The sequence below is a fragment of the Bacillus cereus group sp. BfR-BA-01441 genome (assembly GCF_022663075.1).
Taxonomy (GTDB): domain Bacteria; phylum Bacillota; class Bacilli; order Bacillales; family Bacillaceae_G; genus Bacillus_A; species Bacillus_A cereus.
On the sequence record NZ_JAKUEU010000055.1, the window covers coordinates 1 to 21,447 of the forward strand.

Sequence of the window (21,447 nt, forward strand, 5' to 3'; positions counted from 1 at the left end):
CTTCTTCAGTTTTTTGCTGTTGATCTTGTTTTGGTTGCTCCGTTGTATCCGGTACGCTAGTATTTGGCGATGAATCACGTTTTTCACCTTTTATACGTAGCTCACTACCTTCTTGAATAACACTACTTGGCATTTTAAAGCGTGATTTATCTGTAGCCATTTCGCTCATCATTTCTTTAAAGATCAACTGTGCAATTTTCGTATTTTTACTACTAATATACTCGTCTTTACCATCTTTCATATACCCAGTCCATACTGCCATCGTATATTGCGGTGTATATCCAGCGAACCAACTATCACGAGTTGCACTTTCTGGAATTTTATATTGAGCTAATTGCTTTGATGAATAGTTTGTCGTACCCGTTTTACCAGCTACATCTAAAGAGCCTACATTTGCCGATGTACCAGTACCTGATGTAACTACAGAACGAAGCATATCAGTAATCATGTATGCTGTAGAATCTGTCATAACTTGTTTTGGTTTTTGTCCAAAACTTTGTGACTTACCGTCTGGATAAACGACTTTCTTAACAAAATGCGGTTTCGTATATTTACCTTCATTACCAAATGCCGCATAAGCACCCGCTATTTCAGTTGGCGATACTTCATTTGTACCAATCGCTGTCGATTCTGTCGGTGCTGTATTAAATGTAATACCTAGTTTCTCAGAGAATTCTTTCGATTTACTAATCCCTACTTCTTTTGCAGTTTTAATTGCAGGAATATTACGCGACATTTTTAATGCTTCACGCATTGTAATTGGACCCATATGACTTCTATCTGCATTTCGTACTTCTTGTCCCGTTGAATACTTAAATGGAGAGTCATCAATTTGATGGTACGTAGCCCATTTTAAATATTCAATTGCAGGAGCGTAGTCGAAAATCGGCTTCATCGTTGAACCAGCTGCACGATCTAATTCAATTGCCATATTATGCCCTTTAAATACAGCTTTATTTTCTCCACGGCCACTACCTATAGCACGAACTTCTCCTGTTTTCGTATCCATAAATGTGAATGCACCTTGGAATTTATCGTTCGGATAATCAATGATATTATTATTTAAAATATTATCAGCAAGTTTCTGTGCTTTCGGATCTAACGTTGTATAAATTTCTAAACCGTCAGAACCGATATTAGCATCTGGTAATTCTTTTTCTACTTCTTTCACAACTGCATCCATAAATGCAGGGTATGGCATTGTTTGTAGTTGAGCTGCAGGCTTAAGCCCCTTTTCTACGTCAACTTTTGATGCTTCTTCCATTTCCTGTTTTGTTATATATCCATGTCGGTTCATTAAGTTTAGAACAACATTTCTTCTTTCTGTTGCTTTTTGAACATTTTCTTTTTTCGTTGGATCATAGTTATTCGGTGCTTTCGGTAAACCTGCAAGCATCGCAACTTCTGGTAATGTTAAGTCCTTCAATTCTTTACCATAGTAGTTTTGTGCTGCTGTTGCGATCCCATATGAACGGTTTCCTAAGTTAATTTTATTTAAGTACATCTCTAATATTTCATGTTTTGAATACTGTTGTTCTAGCTTATAAGCTAAATATATTTCTTGCGCCTTACGCTTTGGTGTTTTGTCCATTGATAAGAAGTAGTTTTTTATAACTTGCTGTGTTATCGTACTTCCACCTTGAGAACCATAATCCCCTTTAAGACTTACTAGAACAGCACGGGCAGTACCTTTAAAATCTACTCCGCTATGCTCATAAAAACGTGAATCTTCTGTCGCTAAAAATGCATTTTCTACTAATTTAGGTATTTGCTCATACGTAACATTCGTCCTTTTTTCTTTTCCATATTCATATACCAAATCCCCGTTTTTATCATAAATTTTTGAGGATAACGGATTAACAAGTTTTGCTTTCTCAAGTTTTGGTGCATCCTTAATCATTACGAAAAAGGTAGCAACCCCTGCCACTAAACCAACAATACCAAGTAATAAACAAGTAATTAAAAACTTGCGAAAGAATGATGTTTTACCTTTTGGCTTTTGTGTTTTAGAAGCTGGTTGTTTTTTCTTTTTAACTTGTCGTCGTTCCTCTCGAGAACGATAATTTTCTGACATGTTACTTTCTCCTGCCTTTCAATTCTCCCGTTGATTTACTTAAAAATATTGAGGTCACTTTCTAAAATAAATTTGATTAAGAAAGTATATTGACCTGGAGCATTCAATATTTTCCCAATTCACAGATTATAAATTTTAGAATACTTCTTATACAAACTATTTTCACTTCTATTTTTCCTAATAACGCTGCCCCTTGAAGCATAGAATGTAAAAAGTGAATTTTTAATACCTCGTATAAATAATATACCTTTTTTTCAAATGGTCAATATTTTCTTATTTATAAATCAAAGGTGAAATAAAAATAGCACAACGATATGTACTTCGTGTGAACTTCCTTATAATTACGTATAACAAACATTTAATATATTGCATATAAGTATAATACCTCTTAAATTATAAGGATTTCAACATCACAACCTCAACATCTACAAAAAAGTATTAAAAATGAAAAGTGAGGAGTTGCGTAATGATGAAGCTATCTCCCGTAATTTCAAAAAATATAGTTGCTGTTGGTTATAATCCTTTTTCTATGATTTTGCGAATCCAATTAAAGAATGGTATGTACGATTTCTTTAATGTACCAGAAAGTATTTATACTGGCCTATTACATGCACAATCTAAAAGTTATTATCATAATACTTACATTAAAAATTCTTTCCGCCACACAAAAATCTAAACTTAACACCCACTAAAAAAGAAAGGAGGTTAATCCTCCTTTCTTTTAAAAACATTTTGCAGATGAATTATCTTCGATTCCTCTTATTAATTTCATCATATGCTTGAATTTGTTTTTTCAAACGCCGATCAGCTTTTTTATCATGCACTACAAGAATTGCATGTATAACTCCTGGAACCCAAAATATTAATGTTAATATGAAATTTATGATTGCCTGAATTGGTTTTCCACAAAATAATACAGCAACAGGTGGAAGAAGAATTGCTAATAAATACATCATCCCTTGAAAACTCCTTATTTTGTATTTTATATATCACTTTTCAAAATATACGCAAAAAAACCTACTACCATTTTAATCTTAACCTACCTCTAAAATCAATGTATCTCCTTCTATTTAAATAAGTATTTCAGACTTTTTATTGTTTTCTAGCCTATTTTCTTCCTCTATTGCAGTTACTCCAATTGCAGAAATTAACGTTCCTATCGCTTGTATCCAAATACCAATGAGTGCAATGATTCTCTCATCCTTCTTATCAAAAATACTATCTTCATTTTCTCTCTCATCTTTCAATACATTTGAAACACCTTGATATGCTTGTAATCCAGCCCCTAAACTTTGCATGGAGTTACCCAGTATAATAATTTTCTGTAATACATTTATATCCAACAAAGCTGCTTCTACTCCTAAAAAAGCACCGATCGATTGTAAACTGTTCCCTGTAATGATAAGATAATCATTTTCTTTCAATTGTTCATTTATATTAAAATATGTTCCTATTACATTTGATATATTGCCTAATGCTAATAACTCAATTCCTATTTGATCAAGTAATTTACTTTGATTCTCTAAGCCTATATTTTGATTTTCTCTTTTTTCTTCCCCATCATCATAATTGCTCGCAATGATTTGTAATATATATCCGAGGGCTTGTAATGAGCTTCCTACAATAACAAGATCCGATTCAACTTTCTCTTCTCCAATAAATCCTCTTGTCGTTCCAATAGCAGCTGTAAGATTCCCTCCCACTTGAAACCATGCCCCTGTCACTTTTAAACTGCTTGGATTCATTTTTATCACCTATTTAAATATTTTCTAAAGCTTTCAAAACAAACAAACCTCACCCTTAATCTTTTATTTTATTTTTTAGATGTAATTTTGTGAATGATATAATGTGCTACTAATATAAAAGCACCTTAAAGGTGCTTTTATATGCATGCTGGGCATGTCAATGAATCTCCATTTTTATCTATTGTTATATTCAATATATATTCAATTGCTTTATGTGACCAAGTTTCAGGTGTAGGCGATTCATTTATATATTGTGGCGCACATGACTTCAGCATTGGAGTACTAATACTCCCTCCAGGATCTAAAGCAACTACAGCCATGCCATGGGGTAATTCCAGGGCCATAGATTTAGTGATACCTTCAATAGCAAATTTCGAGGCACAATATGGCGCAAGCTCAGCCTCACCTTCTCTCCCCCAACTAGAACTCATATTAATGATAATTCCTTCTTTCCTAGCTACCATCGCTGGAACAAATGCTCTTATTACATTTACTACACCATTCACGTTTACATTCATTACATTTTCGAATTCTTGAGCCGTAATTTTCCAAAGTTGTGCATTTTGATTTACAATCGATGCATTATTTATTATCATATCGGGAGCTGTATGTGTATTAAGTATATAATTTGCCCAATTGTTAACTTGCTGAGAATCTGAAACATCAATTACTTGGAAATCATGTATTTTACTGTACTGTTTTTTTAGTTCTTCAATTTTATCTTTTGAACGTCCACAACCATATATGTTCCACCCTAATTCATGAAATCGATCAACCATCGCACGCCCTAACCCTTGTGTCACGCCTGTAATAATTACAGATTTACTAATTTCTTTTCGCTTCATTTCTCTCATCCTCCTTCCCTATATCTTACTCTCTTCATTTTTATTCAGCGATTTACTATAGTATTAACTCAACTCATACTTTAGTAATGGTTTTGATATTGTATACATAAACAAAAAAAGTAACCATCATGGTTACTTTTTGCTATATATCTAAAAATTCATTGTTTGTTTCATTATTGTTTTTACATTTCAACTTCTCTTTTCCACATTTCTCACACTGGTAAATATAAACTACACCTAATGTACCTTTTTTAAAATCCTCATTATCCTGCATCTTAATAAAAACATATTTATGTTTACAATGCGATTCACCCAAATAATTTTTAAACCACTTTTTCAACACAACACATTCCACCTTGATGATAGAACCTTTATTTAGCTGCTTTATTACATACTTTTATTTAAATGTTCAATCTCATCTTGCAACTTTTTAAATTGCTCAAAATGCATGGTAATAGATTGGCTACTACCATAATCAACATTTTGTTTCACTAATATAACACCCGTATCATGAAAAAGCGCTTCAAGTTCTTTCCTAATAGACACTTTCGCAATATGAGCTGTTTTAATTGCAGATAAAATTGCAATTTCATTAAACTTTAATTTTATTTCATTTGGACAAAATGCGTCTTCAACTAATATAACTTCATTACTATAAATTAGTGCAACAAGATTACTTGATTTGGCATCTGTTAAATCAACTTTTTTCATAATATCTTTCATTACATTTTGCCTCCTTTATTTTCATATATATCAATTATACAAATTTTTTAAAAAAATTACTCAACTTTATTATATTAATTTTAACACACTTTTATTGAAATCCATGCTCCAAACGTTTTACTATTCCACAATTTTTATTATATGAACCATCTGGACTATAACTCCATATAGTAATGTTAACAACTTTTTATAAAGCAGGTGAAAATTATGCCATCAGTTGTAGGAAATTTAGTTGTACAAAATAGTAATGGATCATTTAACTTAGGTGATTTCTACAACGTTTCTCCGAAAGAAAATACGAAAGCTTATAATGGTTCCGGCGCATCAAACGTTGGTTTTGTTGTTAATACTTTTAGCGGTGTTAGCGCGACCAATACATTTGATTCTGACCTTGCAGATCAAAACCAAGTGGGTACAGCCTAATCTTATGTTCAACTTTTTGTATAGAAAATTTTAATTTGTCTATACTATAATCAGGCTGTTTGACAGCTCTTATCGATTTTGGAGTACCCTATCTTTTTCTCCCTTTCCCTGGGGCTCAGCAGCTAGCACAAAGCTAGCTGCTTTTTCTTATATTATTTGTCTCATAAATCAGAAATAAAAAAAGCTGCCATTTAAATATTCAGCTTCTTTTACATTATTTCAATAATATCCATAGCGTTAAATACGTAAGTTTTATAAAAGGCGTCTGTACAAATTACAATTTGTTTTACCGGATTGATATGTACAACAGTCATGTAGCTTGTTAATATGTAACCATCTTCAAAATATGTTACCAATATTTCTTTCTCAGACAGTAATGACGTTAATAATTTATCAGAAATCCTCTCTTTTGCTTCATTTGTTAAAAGCGGTTTTTGTACTTTTAATTTCTCTCCAATAATCTTTCTCATATTTAAAAGTTGTTCGGACATTACTGTAAACGGAACCCACTCTCTTTCTTCTTTTTGTATCTTTACATCGTTCATTTTTTATCTCCTTGATCATTTATACATTTATTTATTCATGCTATCCCTTAGTTATTTTTAATACTTACTAAACTCGAATTTACTTCTAAACTATAATTAGGTTACCTCTCAAAAGAACATTCGTTCTTATTATACACGAACTTACGTTCCTTTGAGAAGAGCTATACTTATTATTTCTTAACAAAAAACATAATTTTATTTATCTCCATATTTTTTCCTTTATCAAATAAACTTTTCATTTCTTATATAAAATGCATATAAAAACTAAAAGGCGACTTCACACAAAGTGAAATCGCCTTTTTCTAAAAAATATTCAAAGCTTATTTTTCTATCCTAACTAATGTTCTTTCTGGAATACATAATTCATCTATATTAAAATGATTTATTTTTAAGTTCAATTCCCCTACTCGTTCCTTATCTTCATCACCAACCCAACAACTAAATAATTCGAAATAGTCTCCATCTTCCAAATAACTTTCCATAATCTTGCATAAAGTTAAAAGTTTTTCTTTCGCTTCTTTTTTTTCCTTTACATTTTGCCACTCGACAAGTTCAATTCCCTAATTAGTTGAAACCTCATATATGTAATTTGTTTGGAATTGATAATCTTGTACAATTTCAAGCATACTTTCATCTGAAAAACACGGTCCAAAAACAATTACATCATTAGAATCTGGATCCGTTAACGGAATTTCTACATTACAGCCTATGTAACTTGCTAAACTCATTTTATACTCCTCCAATATTCGTATAAAAAATACTTCATAATATATTTATTTACTCAAATATAAAATCCCTGCCTAAACGAAAAAGTTTTAAATTTTTATCGTTTATTAACCATCTATAACTGAAAACATATACTATGATGAACGAACTCACAAAGCATAAGAAAAGAGAGCATTTACAACACTCTCTTTTCTTACATACTCTATGGAACTTTACAAAACTGAATCAGTGATTTTTATTATTATATTTTATTACATATACTTAGGTTGTACTATTATATGTAACTCTCTCTCTGTATCCGCTTTTTTCGGATGACGAAAATAATTAAGTTCGTACTTTAACACTTTATACTCAACCATCCCAATTTTAATCCCTTTCGTTTCTTTTAATATAACTAATAAATCACTTATATTTTCATCATATGACTCAAAAATTTTCGCTCCGCCCTCTCCTTGAAAGATTACTTTCATATATTCTCCCCACCTTAATTTATTGATGCGGTAAATGATGCGTTTAAAACGATTCATTCTTTATCCTAAAATTTTCACAACAAAAAGAACATCCTTTCCAATCGAATGCTCAGCTTTTTACTAATTATCCATGTTAAATATTTATTCAAAAACATTATATGTATTATTTTTTAAATTATGTTCGATATTCATTATTAAAGAGTAAATATATGTAATAAACTTGCATAATGAAAACCGTAGAATATCCACTTTCGTTGAAATAATTATAAACCATAATTTTCCATTGTAATTCTTAATATTTAAATGTAATATTGTATTGTCTTACTATCTATTTATAACTCACACACTAATTAGAAAAGGGAACTCTATATGAGTTCCCTTTTCTAATTATGATTACAGTCATTATTTCTTTTCTAGAAATTTAAATGTATCTTTAAATTCTTTATTATTCACTTTAATATCAGCATCTTTCAATAAATCATTGACTACTTGTTGTTTCCATTTACCTGTCGTATCTTGTAGTCTTTGTTGTTCTATATCTTTACGAATTTTATCCTTTACTTCATCAAATGGCTTCAATTCTTTTTTATCCGTCACTTTAATAATATGGTAACCGTAAGTTGTTTTAACCGGATCACTTACTTGGCCTGCATCTAATTTATACGCAGCTTCCTCAAATTCTTTCACTGTTTGCCCAGGAGCAAAACCAGATATTTCCCCGCCCTGTTCCTTTGAACCAGTATCCTCTGAATACTGTTTTGCTAAGGCAGCAAAATCTTCACCATTATTTACTTTCTCCTTTATTTCTTTAGCCGTTTTTTCATCTTTCACTAAAATGTGACTTACTTTCATTTCTGGTTTATAGTTATTTTTCACATCTTTATCTGTAACTGTTGCTTTAATCGCTTTCTCAAATGCAATTTCTGGCTTCATTTTTTCTTTTAATTCATCTTCGTTTTTCAATCCAAGTTGTTCTAAAGTCGATTTAAAGTTCTCACCCATTTTATCTTTTGCTTCTTCTACTTTCTTTTTTGCTTCCTCATCTGAAACTTTATATTTATCTAACAATGCCTTACTTAACATCATTTGATATAAAGTACTTTCTCCATATTGTTGTCGTAATTCTTTACTTAATTCTTTCTCTGTAACATTCCCTACTTTTGATGTTACTACGTTGTCTGAGGAACCACATGCAGATAATGCTAGCATCACGCATGAAATAATTGTTCCAATAAATATTTTTTTCTTTTTCAATTCAAATACCTCACTTTTATCATTATGCAAATTAACTATACACAGTCATTGTGAAAACAGTGTGTTTTCTACATGTAATTCATTTCATATGAGTAGACTATGTATCATGTATTTTCATTTTTAAACGTAAAGAGTCTTCTTACTATTATGTATAGTAAGAAGACTCTTTACATACTCCTTAAAAACAATACTGCCGCTATAGTTACTTAATAATTACATGTTTTTCAGGTATCCAACTATTCTGCCCGATATCTACCGCATTTCCCACTCTACCCCACACTCGAAAAGATGTCGATCCATCTATATTCCCTTTATAATTCATACATTCAGGCTCTTCATAATAATTTACTCCGTAACCGACAGGATATTTCGAAGTTGCATAAAACCATTTCACATTAAAATGTTTTAAATATGCCCACTGCTTATCGTTCTCTAAACAAATCATATCTTGCTCACCGCCTCCCCAATAACCTGTTAAGATTAAATATGGAATTTTCTGAGTGAGTGCACCTGTAAATTGAGGGGTCATGGGAGTTTCATATAAATTTATTCCGTATCCATCAGGATATTTCGAAACTGCAATACCAATGCCATTCGGTTGCTGTGTATACACTATGTTAGATTGATTTGCTTTGTTGGAATCTATAAACCAAGAAAGTGACTTATTTCCTACTAATCGATTCAGATCACATTTCCCAATCCCAGGAACATTCCCTGAATCCGTATATTGCCACATATCGCATGGATATGCTGGCTTATTCCCTCCATAACGAGGGATCCATACAAAATCAGCTTCAATATTACATGCTCCAAATGATAAATACGTGTGATGCCCTACGTATAATCCTACTTTTTCCGCACCTAAACGGCGTAATTCATCAATAAATGCCTGTATCCCGCCTTGCATATCTGCCATCGTTTGAACTTCTACGTCCGCCACCCAAAACTTAGCTGATTGATCACCACGATTCCAAAAATCTTGTGCCTCTTTCTTTGCATCAGCAATAGATATAAAACGGCAAAAAGCATAATTACCGAATGGGATACTATGCTTTTTCATTTCACTAACATAATTTTGATACATAAAATCCACCGTATTAGAGCCATCTTGAACTCTAGCAATCACTAAATCTAGCTGAGATGCTGCAATATCCCAATTAATAGTTCCATTCCATTTTGAAATATCTACAATATACCCCATACATTCCAGCTCCTTTTGAATGTCTTATTCATAGCTTGTTTTATTGTAAGCCTCCTCTCTCTAAAACTAGCTATCTATAATATAAATAAAAAGAATCTTTACTATTTTTCAAAATATATTCTCTTTCAGAAATATTTCTATCAACTTTAACATGTATGCCACATAAAACATTCGAAATATACCCTACTATTCATTTATTATGTAATCTCGTCCTATCAATCATTTTTACAGATATTAAAAAAAATCTCCTGTATTATTAAATTATAACTTTCAGTATCGATTTCCTTTCAACTAAAAAATTTCATCCCTCATTTTCTATATATTCTTAAGTCAAAATTACTACCTCTACATGAAATTTGAGATTTAGAAAAATTTTAATTAATTGAAGTTTACTCCTATTAAATTGCAATTTTCCAACCTGAACACTATTGGTGCATAAAAAAGACATTTTCTATTACTGAAAATGTCTTTTTACAGTTTAATAAAACAACTTTGGTGCTAAATCTGTATTTTGTAATTGTGAGTTTTCACTGCTCATAACACAACTTGTGGAAAATAGAATTGGGATACCACAAACCTCATCATTCATTACATCACGAAACACATTGGCCGCAACACCTGTAAACGTTTGACATAAGTTAGAAATATCGTCATTGAAAAACTGAATGACTTCCGCAGCGAAAACCGGAAAAACAACATTCGGTCCGCCAGGGAACTGAGGCTGTACCACAACTTGTTCAAAATAAGGATTATTTTCTAGTGCTACTTGAAATAAATGAGCTATTTCAAATGCATCTAGTGGACAAGGAAATGGATTTACAATTTCATTCTCATTATTCGTTACAATAACTGTCACACTTACATTCCCAAATTGTACAAAAGATTTTAAAAGCGTTGCTAATGCTCTCGCTTTTTCGTTGCTTAACGCATGCACTAAAATAATATAATTACCACCAACAGGAATAAGCGGCCCAACTGTAACAGTTGGATCAGCACCTATTGAATTTTTTAATTCATTAAAATATGTGATCCACGGTGGCGAAAGCTGAGCTTGTACATTTTCTTCCACTATTTTATACTACCTCCTTATACCATTCTTACTAACATAATATGTAACAAACAAAAAAATGCATTAGTTATACTAACCATTTGCGTATTTATTGATTATATTAATTAAACATTTTATTTTCCATTCTCAATTTCCCCTTTACATCTTTAAGCACTTTTACTACTATAAAATTCTTTATTATAAGCAAATCCACTGAAATTTCATATTATACTAATACGACTCTATATCCATTAAATTATAATACTCAATATTAGGAGCTGATTTCATGGAAAAAAAACCTATCGTGTTCAAAATCCCACCAAATTCAAAGCTAAAAATTACATTTTTCGGTCCTTGTAACGAAGTAATTACAAATGTGTCTATAATTAATCAACTATGCACCCCTAAATGTCAAACTATCACGCAATACCCAGACTTTAAGAAATATGTAACAGAAGTACGATCGCTATCCCGTTGTTAGTCCGCATAATGCACGATTTTCACAACTTTATTACCTAAAATAACCGAGAAAGAAAATAACTGCATTCCTAGACTAAAATTACTCATGTTATGATATTCCATTGATAATTCATTGATAATTCATTGATTTTTTACACGTTTTTATGAAAAGAACATATATTATCGTATGGAGATTATCCACTCATAAAACCTATCTTTCTTTGGAGCGTACTTTTTATGTATGCTCTTTTTTTATGTAACCGTCCCCCTTCTAAATTGACCAACAATATATTAAAATTCTTTATATACTCAAGGAGGTCAAATATGTTCAAGTTGCATCCAATACTACTCATCTTAGGATTGATTTTGTTTTTATATAGTGTAATCGCCTTTATGCTATTCTTTTCAGTGTATTAGCATTCCCTACACAAATCTATGTTCAATATATAATTTCTATATGGTAAAGAAAAAACATAATGATACGATCTTTTATGTATTCCGTCTTTCTTGTTCTATAAGAAAACTAGTAAACTTACTAACAATGCGTTTTTACAAGCATGTTACTTATTATTCTGTTTATTATCTGAAGAAGGTTGAAGCCCTTACAAATTAAACTACGCTTTACCTATTTACTTATATATTTTAGAAAAACAATAATAATCCCCCACCATTTGGTAAGGGGATTAACTAAACCTACTAAAAAACATTTAATAATCAGTTTTATTTAGTTGGAGAAGGAAATCTTGCCGCTTCAAAGTGAACCGTATTTACACCATTAACATTTTGTACAATTACGCCAGCAATACTACTTTCTGCAAAAACTTCAACTAAATCTCCTGCTTCTAATTGAAGAATAGTAGTTACGGAAACATCATTATTAAAAAATACTCCTGTTCCAAAGAAATCATTATCTATCGCTATTGCCGGATTGCCATTTACACGAATTTCTACTCTAGCTCTGTAATTTACATTAAAATCATTTGGAGAAAATGTTATATTTCCTAATACACTATATACCCCTCTAGTTTTCGGAGTAAAAATCGACGTTACTGGATTATATTCATTCGCTAGATCAAATTGTTCATTTTGAAATAATACTTTAACAGGAGTATTTGCTAGAACAGGTTGATTAACTGTATTCACAGCTCTAAATGCCGATGCCCTTACAAGCTCCTCTTTCTTATCATCACAACACTTCACCTTTACATACTTCCTATCACATTTACTACTTTTCCTATAACAATCATGACTTTCCTTTTTGTAATCTTTACAATACTTACAGTAATAATAAGACATAGTGAGTCCCCCTTTACACTTATTTTTACATAGTATGCTATATAGATTAGAATAGCTTGGACGACCTGTTACTATTTTTAATAGATTAAAAAACCCTCACCATTTCGGTGAGGGTTTACCTTTAAGCTTCTGCAAACTCATTGTTTAATGACTTTATTTAATTGGAGAAGGAAATCTTGCTGCTTCAAAATGTGCACCATCTTCTAAAGGACTTAAAACTCCATCTATACTACTTTGTGCATAAATCTCAACTTCATCCCCTGCATTCAATTGAACAATCGTCGAAACACTTACGACATTTCCAAAACTTATTGGACCAAAAAAGTCATTATCTATAGCTATCGCTGCGTTTCCATTCACACGAATTTCTACACGCGCTCTATAATTTAAAGTTGGATCGTTTGGAAAGAAACCAATCGTTCCAATAATAGAATATACACCTTTAGTCTTCGGCATAAAAATAGATGTTGCTGGATTATACTCATTCGCTAAATCAAATTGTTCATTTTGAAATAACACTTTCACAAAAGTATTAGCAGGAACATTTTGATTCACAGTATTTCTAGCTCTAAATGCCGATGCTCTAACAAGATTGTCCTTGTTATCATGGCACTTACAAGTGTTCTTACAACAATCATGATGCTTCTTTTTATACTCTTTACAATACTTACAGTAGTAATAACAAGACATACTAATTCCCCTTTCAAACTTATTACTACATATTATGTAAGATTGATTTATAAGGTTTGGACTAGCTATTTTTATTATTCATAAGGGCGCTATTAACCTGCACCCTTATTTATATACACCACTTCATTCCTTACTAGTTATAAGTTGTATACAGTCCCATATGGAATAGTCAGAAAAGAACTTCCGTACGGTGTAACTTGATGTACTGGGTAAAAATACTCTACGGATGAATAATACGGTTGTACACCTTGCTGCTGCATTTGCAATGCTTGTTGAATAGCTTGGACTGTACTTTGTGCTCCACTATACGTTATAGATGTACCATACGCTGGTCGCATACCAGTTTCAGAATTAAAATATGAATAAAACATGATTTTCAGCTCCCTTCCCGTATAATTTATTACAAATTATATTATGATTCTTTATTTCAGTGGGTACTATAAAGCTAGTCCGCTCGCTTATATTCAAATGACAAAATAAAAAAGTAGCTGCTAGACTACTTTGACTCCTTCTTATCACCAAATGAAATGATATACATATTCTCCTGTTACACGCTCATTAATTCCCGCAACCCTAACGAACCTAAGTAAATCCGCTCCTTGAAGGAAATATACCGAAATCGTAACCGGTACTTGCGACCACATGAATTGATAAAGCTCATTCACTCTCTGATTCGTCGTAACGATTAAATCATTTACAGGTCCATGATTCCATGCAGAGGTTTGAACTGAAGTGAAAGAAAGGTCTTTCCCATTAACCACTATTCTTGATACGCTTTGAGTTATGTCCACAATAATCCCCTCCAACATTACAAAAATTGGACCTTTTTTAGTTCATATTATTATAAATATTCTTGACTGTAATAAATGTTTAAGGCAAATCCCTAATAAAGTGAAACTTTAATCAGCTCTCACCAATCGGGCTTTTACTGGCAGCCCGACCCCACCTAACTTCTTTGCTTCCGCTGAATTTTGAGGTGGGGGTATTTACTGCCCGACAAATAGCGGGATAAAATTTTTTTATTCATATCCCTCAATTCCCATTACAACCATATAATTTCTAACCTTATTCAATTTTTGGAATTAATATAAAAAGGCATCTTAATTAGATGCCTTTACTTATCTTCCACTACAATTCCACTATTAAAATAGCAACGCCAAATCCGATGCAAACCAATCCTATCAATATAAATAGCAATCGGAATCCCCATAAATCACTGATTATTTCTATAATATGCACCAGCACAATAATAATAAAATCTTTAAACCCACTGAAACTATGTTCCTTTGTCTCTCTGATTCCATCAATTACAGTCAGACAAACAATAAAAACACCTAAACCAATTAATATAAAACCTAATACAAGCATTCATATATCCTCTTTTTTCTTTTATCTCCTATTAACGAACATTTTCACATTAAAATTCAGTACATACGAGGAAGTTAGATAAAAAATTAACTACCCGTAAAACCTTATTAGTGTGTACTAATAATTAGAGGGAAGGCCCTCCTCTTCACCTTATATTATCATGAAAGGATATGAGCTTCCGAGTTATTTCTTTATAAAATAAAAAATAGCTAATTCACTACTTAAAAAGTAAAAAAGCATCAGATTGACTAGTATGTAGATGGTTAAATGCATGTAAAATGAGTTTAAATTATCTACTCTTTTTTTAGCTCGGAAGTAACTCTCATCTCGTCCCATCTTTATACACCACTTTCTTAATCACACTGAACGCAATATTCAATTGATGAGTTTGTCATTTCGTTACCTCCAATTAACGCTTTTGTTCAATGTAGTTATTTTCTTGTATAATAAAAGTTAATTAATCTAGAAGGGATTCTGAGAAAGAGCGAAAAATCAGCTGGAAAGCTTATCGATTTAAATATCTATTCGAAATTAATAAGCGATTAATTTTAGTCACTCTGCCCATACTCAATCAAAGTGTGGGCTTCTTTAATTTCTGTATAAAATTCAAAAGTTTGACACAATCCTGGAAAAAGCTTATAAAGAAAAGTGAGGTTCCATTATTTTCACACTTAGTAGCGCAGTCATGTTACATATAATTTTATAAGTGTGAACGAACTACAAAACTAAAAAACAAATAATAAGTTTGCAACATGTTTGCAAATACGAATTTTGCATATAAATTCGTGTGATATTGAAAGGAGTTTTACTTATGAAAGAAATTAAAACAGAACAAGAATTCAAAGACATCATCGCAAGCGAGGAGCCTGTAGTTGTTAAGTTCTTTACTACATGGTGCCCAGATTGCGTACGTATGGACAACTTTATCGGAGATGTAATGGAAGAGTTCAATAAATTTGAATGGTACTCTATCAATAAAGATGGGTTTCCAAGTATCGCTGAAGAGTATCAAGTAATGGGTATTCCAAGTTTACTTGTATACCAAAACGGTGAGAAGCTAGGCCACTTACATAGTGCTAATGCAAAAACAGAAGAGCAAGTTACTGAGTTTTTAGAAGCATACTAAAATGAAAGCCCTCTGGAAAATATTTTTCAGAGGGCTTTCATCTATTTTCACAATTATCTTTTGAAGTTTTTCATCGTTTAATGAATTACACCTTGTCATGATAAGAATAATACGTAGTAAGAAAAGTATTCGTTTCCTCATCCATCTACCCTCCTATCTCTTTAGTAAATAAACTCCAATTAGGTTCACACCTTGACTTTGTACTTTTCAACATATTTTTCCTTTACGAAACTTTGTTATCCCCTTCTTAAAAAGCTATAAAACGTCAACAATGTTTGTATAGACCCACACGACTTTCGTTTGATACTCTATTTATAGAAAGAAATTCCTTTAAAGAAAGGTGAGTGATTAAAATGGATACTCTTTCTCATAAAGAAGCTGATAAAGGTGCTATTGTCAGCATTATGGCCTACATATTTTTATCCTCTATGAAAATCATCATCAGTTATATTACCCTCTCTAGCGCATTACGCGCTGACGGTTTAAATAACTTAACGGATATCGGTGCTTCTTTAGCGATATTAATTGGTCTAAAAATATCTCGTAAACCTCGTGATCCAGATCATCCGTATGGGCATTCGCGTGCCGAACAAATCGCATCACTTGTTGCGTCCTTCATTATGGCAACAGTCGGATTAGAAGTTGTTATTAGTGCCATTCAATCTTTCTTAAATCCGAAACATGCAGCGCCTAATGTACTCGCTGCATGGGTTGCTTTATTTTCTGCTGTCGTTATGTACTGCGTGTATTTGTATACGAAAAAAATTGCAGCACGAACAAAAAGTAAATCATTAGAAGCCGCTGCAAAGGATAATTTATCAGATGCTCTCGTAAGTATTGGTACCGTAGTAGGTATTGTCGGTTCTCAGTTCCAAATGCCTATTTTAGACCCTATTGCCGCTTTAATTGTCGGTCTTATTATTTGTAAAACTGCATGGGAGATTTTCGTAGAATCTTCTCATATGCTAACAGATGGAATTGATCCTGATAAAATGGAAGAATACGCTGATGCTATTGAGCATATTGGCGGTGTGGAAAACATTGTAGATATTCGAGCACGTATGTATGGGAATCAAACGTACGTTGATATTACAATTGAAGTAGATGCTCGCATGGATGTTGGAGAAAGTCACTGTATTACCGACAACATCGAAGCTATGCTGCGCAAAAAATTTGGAATTTACCATGCACACATTCATGTTGAGCCAATGAAAAAAGAACCTATTATGACATAGGTTCTTTTTTTATGAACGTTTTATGGAATATAACACATAAAACGAGCCAGCTACCGCCAGCTGCCCATCCTGCTAATATGTCAGATGGATAGTGCACGCCAAGATATATTCGGCTAACTGAAATAGATAATACAACAAAGCTTGCTATAAGAATAATTAACAATTTTTTATGCAACGAAATACGCTCTTCAGTAATTGTGACGTATGCAATAAATCCTAAAAAAGCAGTAGCATTCATCGTATGACCGCTCGGAAAACTATATCCAGTTGCAGTAACAAGCTGCGTGACATCAGGTCTTGCTCGTTCGTACCATAGTTTAAGCATACTGTTTAAATAACGAGATCCGTAGTAATTAATTGTTAGAAGTAACGCACTAAGTAACTTTTTTCTAACGAGAAAATACATTACAAGAATAATGAGTAATGGAAAATATATTCTTTTGGAACCGATAAAAGACACCCAAGTAAAATAGGTCGTCAAATAATCGTTTCGAAAGCTTTGAATAAAATGTGCGACTATATTGTCAAAGTTCTCAATACAAGCGGTATGATACGAAAGTGATAATACGACAAAACAAATGAGTAACGTAAAACTTAGCAAGTATAAATGTCGATATCGTTTCACATACATAACCTCACTATGCAAAAAAATGGAGCGGTTGTTTTAGTTTTCCTCTCCATTTCTTTTTTATGCATAGTTTATTAAAAAATATAATTATTAATTTTTTGCTTCATCTCAGGGATATCTTCTCTTGTTACGGTAAAACGAATCACCTTCTCATCAAGATCAAGCGCCTCAGCGAATAAACCAGCTAATCCACGTGATTTTCTATCTACTTCCATAATAATTTCTAGTCGGTCGTATGCACGTGGCAAGATTAATAATTCTAATTCATCTAATTTCCCATAATGCTCTCCAGAAACCGGAATAAACTCAAATTCTTGTGCGAATGGAACTTGCTTACGTAATCGATGTGGTAATTCTTCACATTCTATATGACGTGCTTTAAACCCTAATTCATTTACACTATCTAAAACACTACTTAATAATGCATTAGGTAACACTTGAACGTAGTCGCGGTCACTTGGGTCTATACTACGTTTAATATCAAGACCTGTATGAATCCAAACCGTTTTCATACCAAGTGTAAGTGGTGCTTCAATTGGCATTGGAAAAGAAAATGGAATTTCAACTTTTTCATTCGGTTCTACAGAAAAAGGTTCTGTTAAGCGTACTCGCTCTAAATCATATGTTGCTGTTACTTTTTTATCATCCACTTCTCGTACATACGACGTCGATAATGTTAAGTAAATGCTTTCAATTTGTTGGCTAACTGAACCTCCAGTTATATGAACCTTTCCAACTATTTCTTCCCCAACAATATACTCATCTTTTTCAAGAACAGTATCTACCTTTGCACTTCCAATACCAACGCTTGCTAAAAACTTTTGAAACATGGAGTCTCCATCCTTTCTAAAGCAGAAGCTACATCTTGTTTTAAATCTTGTACATTCTCATAGTACGGCGTTTTTATTTGTAACATTCGCATAAGCATTTCACGATTATAATGTTCCAAAGTTAATTCTTCGTACCATGGTTTTTCCTGTTTTTCATTAGATTCATATCCTGCATATAATAAAAATAATGAGAAATGACCGAGCGCATAAAAGTCGCTACGAAAGTGAACTTCTCGCATCAAAGCTTGTTCACCTTCGTAAGTTGTAGCTCGCTCATCATCTTCACCTTTCCATTTAGCTAATCCAAAATCGATAATACTAATTTGATTTTCTTTCATTAGTATGTTTGGAATGCGTAAATCTCGATGAATAATGCCTTCACTATGAAACACCGATACAATTTCTAATATTTCATATAAAATCTCAAAAACTTCGCGTTCTGTATATACATACCCATCTATGAAAATATAATCTTCAAAATTTTTACCAGGCATGTAATCCATCACAAAGAAGCTCTTTTTCTCCCATAGGAAATGATCATATAGACTAGGAATTGCATGATGATTTAATGTTTGTAAGATCATTTTCTCTTGTTCAAATGATTTTCTACCAGACTCATATCTTTGTTTACTTTGTCTTAATTGTTTTAAGACTTTATATCTATTTATTTGTAAATCATTAACGACATATGTAACCCCATAACTGCCCATTCCAATTACTGATTCAATTTTATAACGCTCTGCAACAATTGTATTTTTTCGCAGTGGTCTATCAAATAATGCTAGTACACGACGCCATTTCATCAGCTACTTGAAAAGAAGCTACGGCTTTTACGTTTTCTTTTATAATGTTGATGTCCATAACCAGATGAACGTCGTTTATAATCGCTACTTGAATACGAGCGCCCTCTACGACGATAATCACTACTTGAATACGAACGATATTTTTTCTTTCCTAATAAAGAATCAATAATTTTTTTGAACATTCCTTCACCTCTTGAGTAAAATTTCCTTTTCATTATACCAATAATTATTGACTATATTTGTGACAGGTTTGTAAAGAGTAAAAAACGACGAGTTATGCCCGTCGTTACTTTCATTCATCCTCTTCATCAAAAACTTCATCAATCATGCATTTCTCTAATAAATACTCAAATGTAATATCTGCGAGATCTTCAATTTCTTCTCGTTTTGGGACGTACCCTCTTTCAATTAGTTGCTCATAAAAAAACTCCGCAATCTCTTCCGTATCAATCACGACTTCAATTTCCTTCATGAGCATCACTCCTTTATTTCTGTTTTATGAAAAAATCTCAAAATTATGTATATGAGATTAGAAAAATAGATTTTATTTTTTTATAGGTCATAAGCTTTGGACGAGATGCATACGATTGTAGTACAAGCTATTCAAAGGGGGAAATAATAATGGAAAATCAATATGAAGTAGGACAAACAAAAGAAGAGTTCATGCATGAAGATCAATGGGCAGACTCTCTTATAAAGTGGCTTTTTATTTTTTTAATAGTTGTAGGCATACCTTATACTGCATATGTTGTTGTTCAATTTATTCTCTCTTTCTAGTTAACTATTTTTTCTCTGTCAATTTAACTAAATAATTATGAACAACATCCATTACAATTTTATATTCTTCATCTTTAAATGTATCGAACAATAATTGATAATCGTTATAAATATCAAGTAATCCATCAATGATTTCTTGACGATTCGTCTTAACACTCACTTTTTTCGAGTTGTTAATTGACTTTAACTTTCCTAAATCTAATTTATTCATACCTGCTTTATCTTGTTTCATTTTCTTCAAAATTGCATTTGCCGTTTGAGCATTGGCGAGTAACGTTAAATCTGATTCATCCGCTTCTAACCATTCACCATCCGTAATCCGTGACAATTCATAAATTGTATCTTCCCATGCGTCATTCTTATATCTCCATACTTCTGTACGAAAACCAACAATACGGAAAACATCTTTATCATATCCAGTTACTTGCACAAGATCACCAAACGTGAAATTATAATTTAATTCAATCCACTCCGTATCGCCCTTTTTCATATCTTGCTCTGTAACGTGCTGCAATGTTTGCTCTACGTAAAATCCATCGTGATTATTGACTTCGTATACATAAACTCCATCTAAAACCTTCATATTTGTGATTTTCCCAACGGTTCCATATAGCGTAATCACGACTATGTCCCCTACGTTGTATTTAGGTTGTTTTTTTCTTGCCATCTCTATCTCTCCTTTTTTTGACGTCGTGATTTTGATATCAGTATATGCAACCTACATAAAAACGCTTATCACAGAAGCTTATATTCATAAATTTTTTCAATAAAAAATATAATCTTATAAAATTTACATTACACTCAAACAAAAGCTAGTAACTAGACTAGCTTCAAATCAACAAATTTCATAATAAAAAAACATACAGAATACTTCACTTTAAATAAAGTAATGTATTCTGTATGTTTTCAAATAGTTTTTATCTATCTTGTATGTATAAATCCCAGGCTTCATCAAATATAGACATACTTTCTAGCATTCCGCTCAACTCTAAGTATGAACTAATTTCATCATAGTCTTCAGATTGCTTCGGAAAACTTAAATCATCATACATCGCCTCTGCTAAATCTGAAATTTCATTTCTAAATAAAGCTGCACGATGCTTCATCATATAATGGTAAAATGTCTTTTTCAAAAATATTCCCTACCTTTCTAACTTGGGTACATTATACAAGGCAAAAAA

The 21,447-nt window shown here is 32.2% G+C and carries 29 protein-coding genes and 2 pseudogenes; 6 read left to right on the plus strand and 25 right to left on the minus strand.

All coding sequences use genetic code 11. The annotated features are described in order from the left end of the window. Positions 1 to 2,074, minus strand: a 2,074-nt coding sequence (locus tag MR107_RS20325) for a transglycosylase domain-containing protein (protein ID WP_242292645.1), incomplete at its 3' end; no start/stop codon positions are given. 466 nt (positions 2,075 to 2,540) lie between these two features. On the opposite strand from MR107_RS20325, the gene MR107_RS20330 reads away from it, so the two are divergent. Continuing rightward, complete coding sequence (locus tag MR107_RS20330) at positions 2,541 to 2,750, plus strand: KTSC domain-containing protein (protein ID WP_000977081.1); 210 nt, start codon at positions 2,541 to 2,543, stop codon at positions 2,748 to 2,750. 67 nt (positions 2,751 to 2,817) lie between these two features. On the opposite strand, the gene MR107_RS20335 is transcribed toward MR107_RS20330, so the two are convergent. The 5 genes from MR107_RS20335 to MR107_RS20355 form a co-directional block, all read right to left on the minus strand. Beyond that, the gene (locus MR107_RS20335; protein ID WP_000990233.1) at positions 2,818 to 3,030 is read right to left on the minus strand and encodes a YqaE/Pmp3 family membrane protein; all 213 of its coding nucleotides are present in this window, start codon (positions 3,028 to 3,030) and stop codon (positions 2,818 to 2,820) included. A 114-nt stretch (positions 3,031 to 3,144) separates the two neighbouring features. Further along, complete coding sequence (locus MR107_RS20340; protein WP_001070038.1) at positions 3,145 to 3,819, minus strand: DUF6944 family repetitive protein; 675 nt, start codon at positions 3,817 to 3,819, stop codon at positions 3,145 to 3,147. Positions 3,820 to 3,956: 137 nt separating this feature from the next. Further along, positions 3,957 to 4,664 carry an SDR family oxidoreductase gene (locus MR107_RS20345; RefSeq protein WP_000823062.1) on the minus strand — a complete coding sequence of 236 codons (708 nt, stop codon included), beginning with the start codon at positions 4,662 to 4,664 and terminating at the stop codon, positions 3,957 to 3,959. A gap of 142 nt (positions 4,665 to 4,806) precedes the next feature. Next, positions 4,807 to 5,007: a hypothetical protein gene (locus tag MR107_RS20350; protein WP_226368533.1), complete on the minus strand. Its 201-nt coding sequence runs from the start codon at positions 5,005 to 5,007 to the stop codon at positions 4,807 to 4,809. A gap of 44 nt (positions 5,008 to 5,051) precedes the next feature. Continuing rightward, complete coding sequence (locus MR107_RS20355; RefSeq protein WP_000651907.1) at positions 5,052 to 5,387, minus strand: hypothetical protein; 336 nt, start codon at positions 5,385 to 5,387, stop codon at positions 5,052 to 5,054. Positions 5,388 to 5,594: 207 nt separating this feature from the next. Here MR107_RS20355 and gerPF point away from each other — a divergent pair, with 207 nt between their 5' ends. After that, entirely contained in the window at positions 5,595 to 5,810 is a 216-nt protein-coding gene (gene gerPF / locus MR107_RS20360; protein ID WP_001141569.1) for a spore germination protein GerPF, read from the plus strand. Between the two features lie 209 nt (positions 5,811 to 6,019). Here gerPF and MR107_RS20365 read toward each other — a convergent pair whose 3' ends face one another. The 6 genes and pseudogenes from MR107_RS20365 to MR107_RS20390 all read right to left on the minus strand — a co-directional run bounded on the left by MR107_RS20365 (position 6,020) and on the right by MR107_RS20390 (position 11,075). Continuing rightward, the gene (locus MR107_RS20365) at positions 6,020 to 6,355 is read right to left on the minus strand and encodes a YolD-like family protein (RefSeq protein WP_002024004.1); all 336 of its coding nucleotides are present in this window, start codon (positions 6,353 to 6,355) and stop codon (positions 6,020 to 6,022) included. A 320-nt stretch (positions 6,356 to 6,675) separates the two neighbouring features. After that, positions 6,676 to 7,083: pseudogene (locus tag MR107_RS32040) on the minus strand (hypothetical protein). A 249-nt stretch (positions 7,084 to 7,332) separates the two neighbouring features. Next, the gene (locus MR107_RS20375) at positions 7,333 to 7,551 is read right to left on the minus strand and encodes a hypothetical protein (protein WP_000864275.1); all 219 of its coding nucleotides are present in this window, start codon (positions 7,549 to 7,551) and stop codon (positions 7,333 to 7,335) included. 402 nt (positions 7,552 to 7,953) lie between these two features. Then, entirely contained in the window at positions 7,954 to 8,805 is an 852-nt protein-coding gene (locus MR107_RS20380) for a peptidylprolyl isomerase PrsA (protein WP_000727348.1), read from the minus strand. A gap of 202 nt (positions 8,806 to 9,007) precedes the next feature. Beyond that, a complete protein-coding gene (locus MR107_RS20385) occupies positions 9,008 to 10,006 on the minus strand; it encodes a glycoside hydrolase family 25 protein (RefSeq protein ID WP_000540653.1) in 999 nt (332 codons plus the stop codon). Positions 10,007 to 10,484: 478 nt separating this feature from the next. After that, positions 10,485 to 11,075, minus strand: coding sequence for a hypothetical protein (locus MR107_RS20390; protein ID WP_000392281.1), 591 nt, complete (start codon positions 11,073 to 11,075; stop codon positions 10,485 to 10,487). Positions 11,076 to 11,340: 265 nt separating this feature from the next. Between MR107_RS20390 and MR107_RS20395 the strand changes: the two genes are divergently transcribed. Further along, positions 11,341 to 11,535 carry a hypothetical protein gene (locus MR107_RS20395; RefSeq protein WP_000412555.1) on the plus strand — a complete coding sequence of 65 codons (195 nt, stop codon included), beginning with the start codon at positions 11,341 to 11,343 and terminating at the stop codon, positions 11,533 to 11,535. Between the two features lie 698 nt (positions 11,536 to 12,233). Here MR107_RS20395 and MR107_RS20400 read toward each other — a convergent pair. The 6 genes and pseudogenes from MR107_RS20400 to MR107_RS20425 form a co-directional block, all read right to left on the minus strand. Beyond that, positions 12,234 to 12,809, minus strand: a complete 576-nt coding sequence (locus MR107_RS20400; protein ID WP_000122943.1) for a complement C1q domain-containing protein — start codon at positions 12,807 to 12,809, stop codon at positions 12,234 to 12,236. Between the two features lie 153 nt (positions 12,810 to 12,962). Next, positions 12,963 to 13,499 (minus strand): C1q-like domain-containing protein, encoded by a 537-nt coding sequence (locus tag MR107_RS20405; RefSeq protein ID WP_002183539.1) that lies wholly within the window; start codon positions 13,497 to 13,499, stop codon positions 12,963 to 12,965. Between the two features lie 137 nt (positions 13,500 to 13,636). Next, a complete protein-coding gene (locus MR107_RS20410; protein ID WP_065211751.1) occupies positions 13,637 to 13,870 on the minus strand; it encodes a DUF3947 family protein in 234 nt (77 codons plus the stop codon). Between the two features lie 144 nt (positions 13,871 to 14,014). Continuing rightward, positions 14,015 to 14,290, minus strand: coding sequence for a hypothetical protein (locus tag MR107_RS20415; protein ID WP_000355695.1), 276 nt, complete (start codon positions 14,288 to 14,290; stop codon positions 14,015 to 14,017). A gap of 337 nt (positions 14,291 to 14,627) precedes the next feature. Continuing rightward, complete coding sequence (locus tag MR107_RS20420) at positions 14,628 to 14,867, minus strand: hypothetical protein (protein WP_000960640.1); 240 nt, start codon at positions 14,865 to 14,867, stop codon at positions 14,628 to 14,630. A gap of 231 nt (positions 14,868 to 15,098) precedes the next feature. Then, positions 15,099 to 15,203 (minus strand): annotated as a pseudogene (locus tag MR107_RS20425) (2TM domain-containing protein); the annotation flags it as partial. Positions 15,204 to 15,678: 475 nt separating this feature from the next. On the opposite strand from MR107_RS20425, the gene MR107_RS20430 reads away from it, so the two are divergent. Together MR107_RS20430 and MR107_RS20435 are read left to right on the plus strand one after the other, a co-directional pair. After that, positions 15,679 to 15,993 (plus strand): thioredoxin family protein, encoded by a 315-nt coding sequence (locus MR107_RS20430; protein ID WP_017657748.1) that lies wholly within the window; start codon positions 15,679 to 15,681, stop codon positions 15,991 to 15,993. A gap of 353 nt (positions 15,994 to 16,346) precedes the next feature. Next, entirely contained in the window at positions 16,347 to 17,228 is an 882-nt protein-coding gene (locus MR107_RS20435; RefSeq protein ID WP_000380379.1) for a cation diffusion facilitator family transporter, read from the plus strand. Here the strand turns inward: MR107_RS20435 and MR107_RS20440 are convergent. From MR107_RS20440 to MR107_RS20460, 5 genes are all read right to left on the minus strand, one after another. After that, entirely contained in the window at positions 17,218 to 17,853 is a 636-nt protein-coding gene (locus MR107_RS20440) for a phosphatase PAP2 family protein (RefSeq protein ID WP_000833370.1), read from the minus strand. The genes MR107_RS20435 and MR107_RS20440 overlap by 11 nt on opposite strands. Positions 17,854 to 17,930: 77 nt before the next feature. Continuing rightward, the gene (locus MR107_RS20445; RefSeq protein ID WP_000486625.1) at positions 17,931 to 18,686 is read right to left on the minus strand and encodes a sporulation protein; all 756 of its coding nucleotides are present in this window, start codon (positions 18,684 to 18,686) and stop codon (positions 17,931 to 17,933) included. Next, positions 18,668 to 19,489: a serine/threonine protein kinase gene (locus MR107_RS20450; RefSeq protein ID WP_242292646.1), complete on the minus strand. Its 822-nt coding sequence runs from the start codon at positions 19,487 to 19,489 to the stop codon at positions 18,668 to 18,670. Before MR107_RS20450 ends, MR107_RS20445 begins: the two co-directional genes overlap by 19 nt. Continuing rightward, complete coding sequence (locus MR107_RS20455; RefSeq protein WP_000473371.1) at positions 19,489 to 19,671, minus strand: hypothetical protein; 183 nt, start codon at positions 19,669 to 19,671, stop codon at positions 19,489 to 19,491. Before MR107_RS20455 ends, MR107_RS20450 begins: the two co-directional genes overlap by 1 nt. 110 nt (positions 19,672 to 19,781) lie before the next feature. Beyond that, positions 19,782 to 19,961 carry a YozD family protein gene (locus MR107_RS20460; protein WP_000658451.1) on the minus strand — a complete coding sequence of 60 codons (180 nt, stop codon included), beginning with the start codon at positions 19,959 to 19,961 and terminating at the stop codon, positions 19,782 to 19,784. 149 nt (positions 19,962 to 20,110) lie between these two features. On the opposite strand from MR107_RS20460, the gene MR107_RS20465 reads away from it, so the two are divergent. Then, positions 20,111 to 20,266, plus strand: a complete 156-nt coding sequence (locus MR107_RS20465) for a DUF3930 family protein (protein ID WP_000431486.1) — start codon at positions 20,111 to 20,113, stop codon at positions 20,264 to 20,266. A gap of 4 nt (positions 20,267 to 20,270) precedes the next feature. Here MR107_RS20465 and MR107_RS20470 read toward each other — a convergent pair whose 3' ends face one another. Next, the gene (locus MR107_RS20470) at positions 20,271 to 20,933 is read right to left on the minus strand and encodes a hypothetical protein (protein WP_000101499.1); all 663 of its coding nucleotides are present in this window, start codon (positions 20,931 to 20,933) and stop codon (positions 20,271 to 20,273) included. Between the two features lie 250 nt (positions 20,934 to 21,183). Continuing rightward, positions 21,184 to 21,399 carry a YozE family protein gene (locus MR107_RS20475; protein WP_000750717.1) on the minus strand — a complete coding sequence of 72 codons (216 nt, stop codon included), beginning with the start codon at positions 21,397 to 21,399 and terminating at the stop codon, positions 21,184 to 21,186. Positions 21,400 to 21,447: the final 48 nt, after the last annotated feature.

What these genes read in the sequence shown, in the direction of transcription:
- MR107_RS20330 (WP_000977081.1), top strand. Translation starts at nt 2,541, where the DNA reads ATGATGAAGCTATCTCCCGTAATTTCAAAAAATATAGTTGCTGTTGGT.
- MR107_RS20335 (WP_000990233.1), bottom strand. Translation starts at nt 3,030, where the DNA reads ATGATGTATTTATTAGCAATTCTTCTTCCACCTGTTGCTGTATTATTT.
- MR107_RS20340 (WP_001070038.1), bottom strand. Translation starts at nt 3,819, where the DNA reads ATGAATCCAAGCAGTTTAAAAGTGACAGGGGCATGGTTTCAAGTGGGA.
- MR107_RS20345 (WP_000823062.1), bottom strand. Translation starts at nt 4,664, where the DNA reads ATGAAGCGAAAAGAAATTAGTAAATCTGTAATTATTACAGGCGTGACA.
- MR107_RS20355 (WP_000651907.1), bottom strand. Translation starts at nt 5,387, where the DNA reads ATGAAAGATATTATGAAAAAAGTTGATTTAACAGATGCCAAATCAAGT.
- gerPF (WP_001141569.1), top strand. Translation starts at nt 5,595, where the DNA reads ATGCCATCAGTTGTAGGAAATTTAGTTGTACAAAATAGTAATGGATCA.
- MR107_RS20365 (WP_002024004.1), bottom strand. Translation starts at nt 6,355, where the DNA reads ATGAACGATGTAAAGATACAAAAAGAAGAAAGAGAGTGGGTTCCGTTT.
- MR107_RS20375 (WP_000864275.1), bottom strand. Translation starts at nt 7,551, where the DNA reads ATGAAAGTAATCTTTCAAGGAGAGGGCGGAGCGAAAATTTTTGAGTCA.
- MR107_RS20385 (WP_000540653.1), bottom strand. Translation starts at nt 10,006, where the DNA reads ATGGGGTATATTGTAGATATTTCAAAATGGAATGGAACTATTAATTGG.
- MR107_RS20395 (WP_000412555.1), top strand. Translation starts at nt 11,341, where the DNA reads ATGGAAAAAAAACCTATCGTGTTCAAAATCCCACCAAATTCAAAGCTA.
- MR107_RS20400 (WP_000122943.1), bottom strand. Translation starts at nt 12,809, where the DNA reads ATGTCTTATTATTACTGTAAGTATTGTAAAGATTACAAAAAGGAAAGT.
- MR107_RS20405 (WP_002183539.1), bottom strand. Translation starts at nt 13,499, where the DNA reads ATGTCTTGTTATTACTACTGTAAGTATTGTAAAGAGTATAAAAAGAAG.
- MR107_RS20410 (WP_065211751.1), bottom strand. Translation starts at nt 13,870, where the DNA reads ATGTTTTATTCATATTTTAATTCTGAAACTGGTATGCGACCAGCGTAT.
- MR107_RS20420 (WP_000960640.1), bottom strand. Translation starts at nt 14,867, where the DNA reads ATGCTTGTATTAGGTTTTATATTAATTGGTTTAGGTGTTTTTATTGTT.
- MR107_RS20430 (WP_017657748.1), top strand. Translation starts at nt 15,679, where the DNA reads ATGAAAGAAATTAAAACAGAACAAGAATTCAAAGACATCATCGCAAGC.
- MR107_RS20435 (WP_000380379.1), top strand. Translation starts at nt 16,347, where the DNA reads ATGGATACTCTTTCTCATAAAGAAGCTGATAAAGGTGCTATTGTCAGC.
- MR107_RS20445 (WP_000486625.1), bottom strand. Translation starts at nt 18,686, where the DNA reads ATGTTTCAAAAGTTTTTAGCAAGCGTTGGTATTGGAAGTGCAAAGGTA.
- MR107_RS20450 (WP_242292646.1), bottom strand. Translation starts at nt 19,489, where the DNA reads ATGAAATGGCGTCGTGTACTAGCATTATTTGATAGACCACTGCGAAAA.
- MR107_RS20455 (WP_000473371.1), bottom strand. Translation starts at nt 19,671, where the DNA reads ATGTTCAAAAAAATTATTGATTCTTTATTAGGAAAGAAAAAATATCGT.
- MR107_RS20460 (WP_000658451.1), bottom strand. Translation starts at nt 19,961, where the DNA reads ATGAAGGAAATTGAAGTCGTGATTGATACGGAAGAGATTGCGGAGTTT.
- MR107_RS20465 (WP_000431486.1), top strand. Translation starts at nt 20,111, where the DNA reads ATGGAAAATCAATATGAAGTAGGACAAACAAAAGAAGAGTTCATGCAT.
- MR107_RS20470 (WP_000101499.1), bottom strand. Translation starts at nt 20,933, where the DNA reads ATGGCAAGAAAAAAACAACCTAAATACAACGTAGGGGACATAGTCGTG.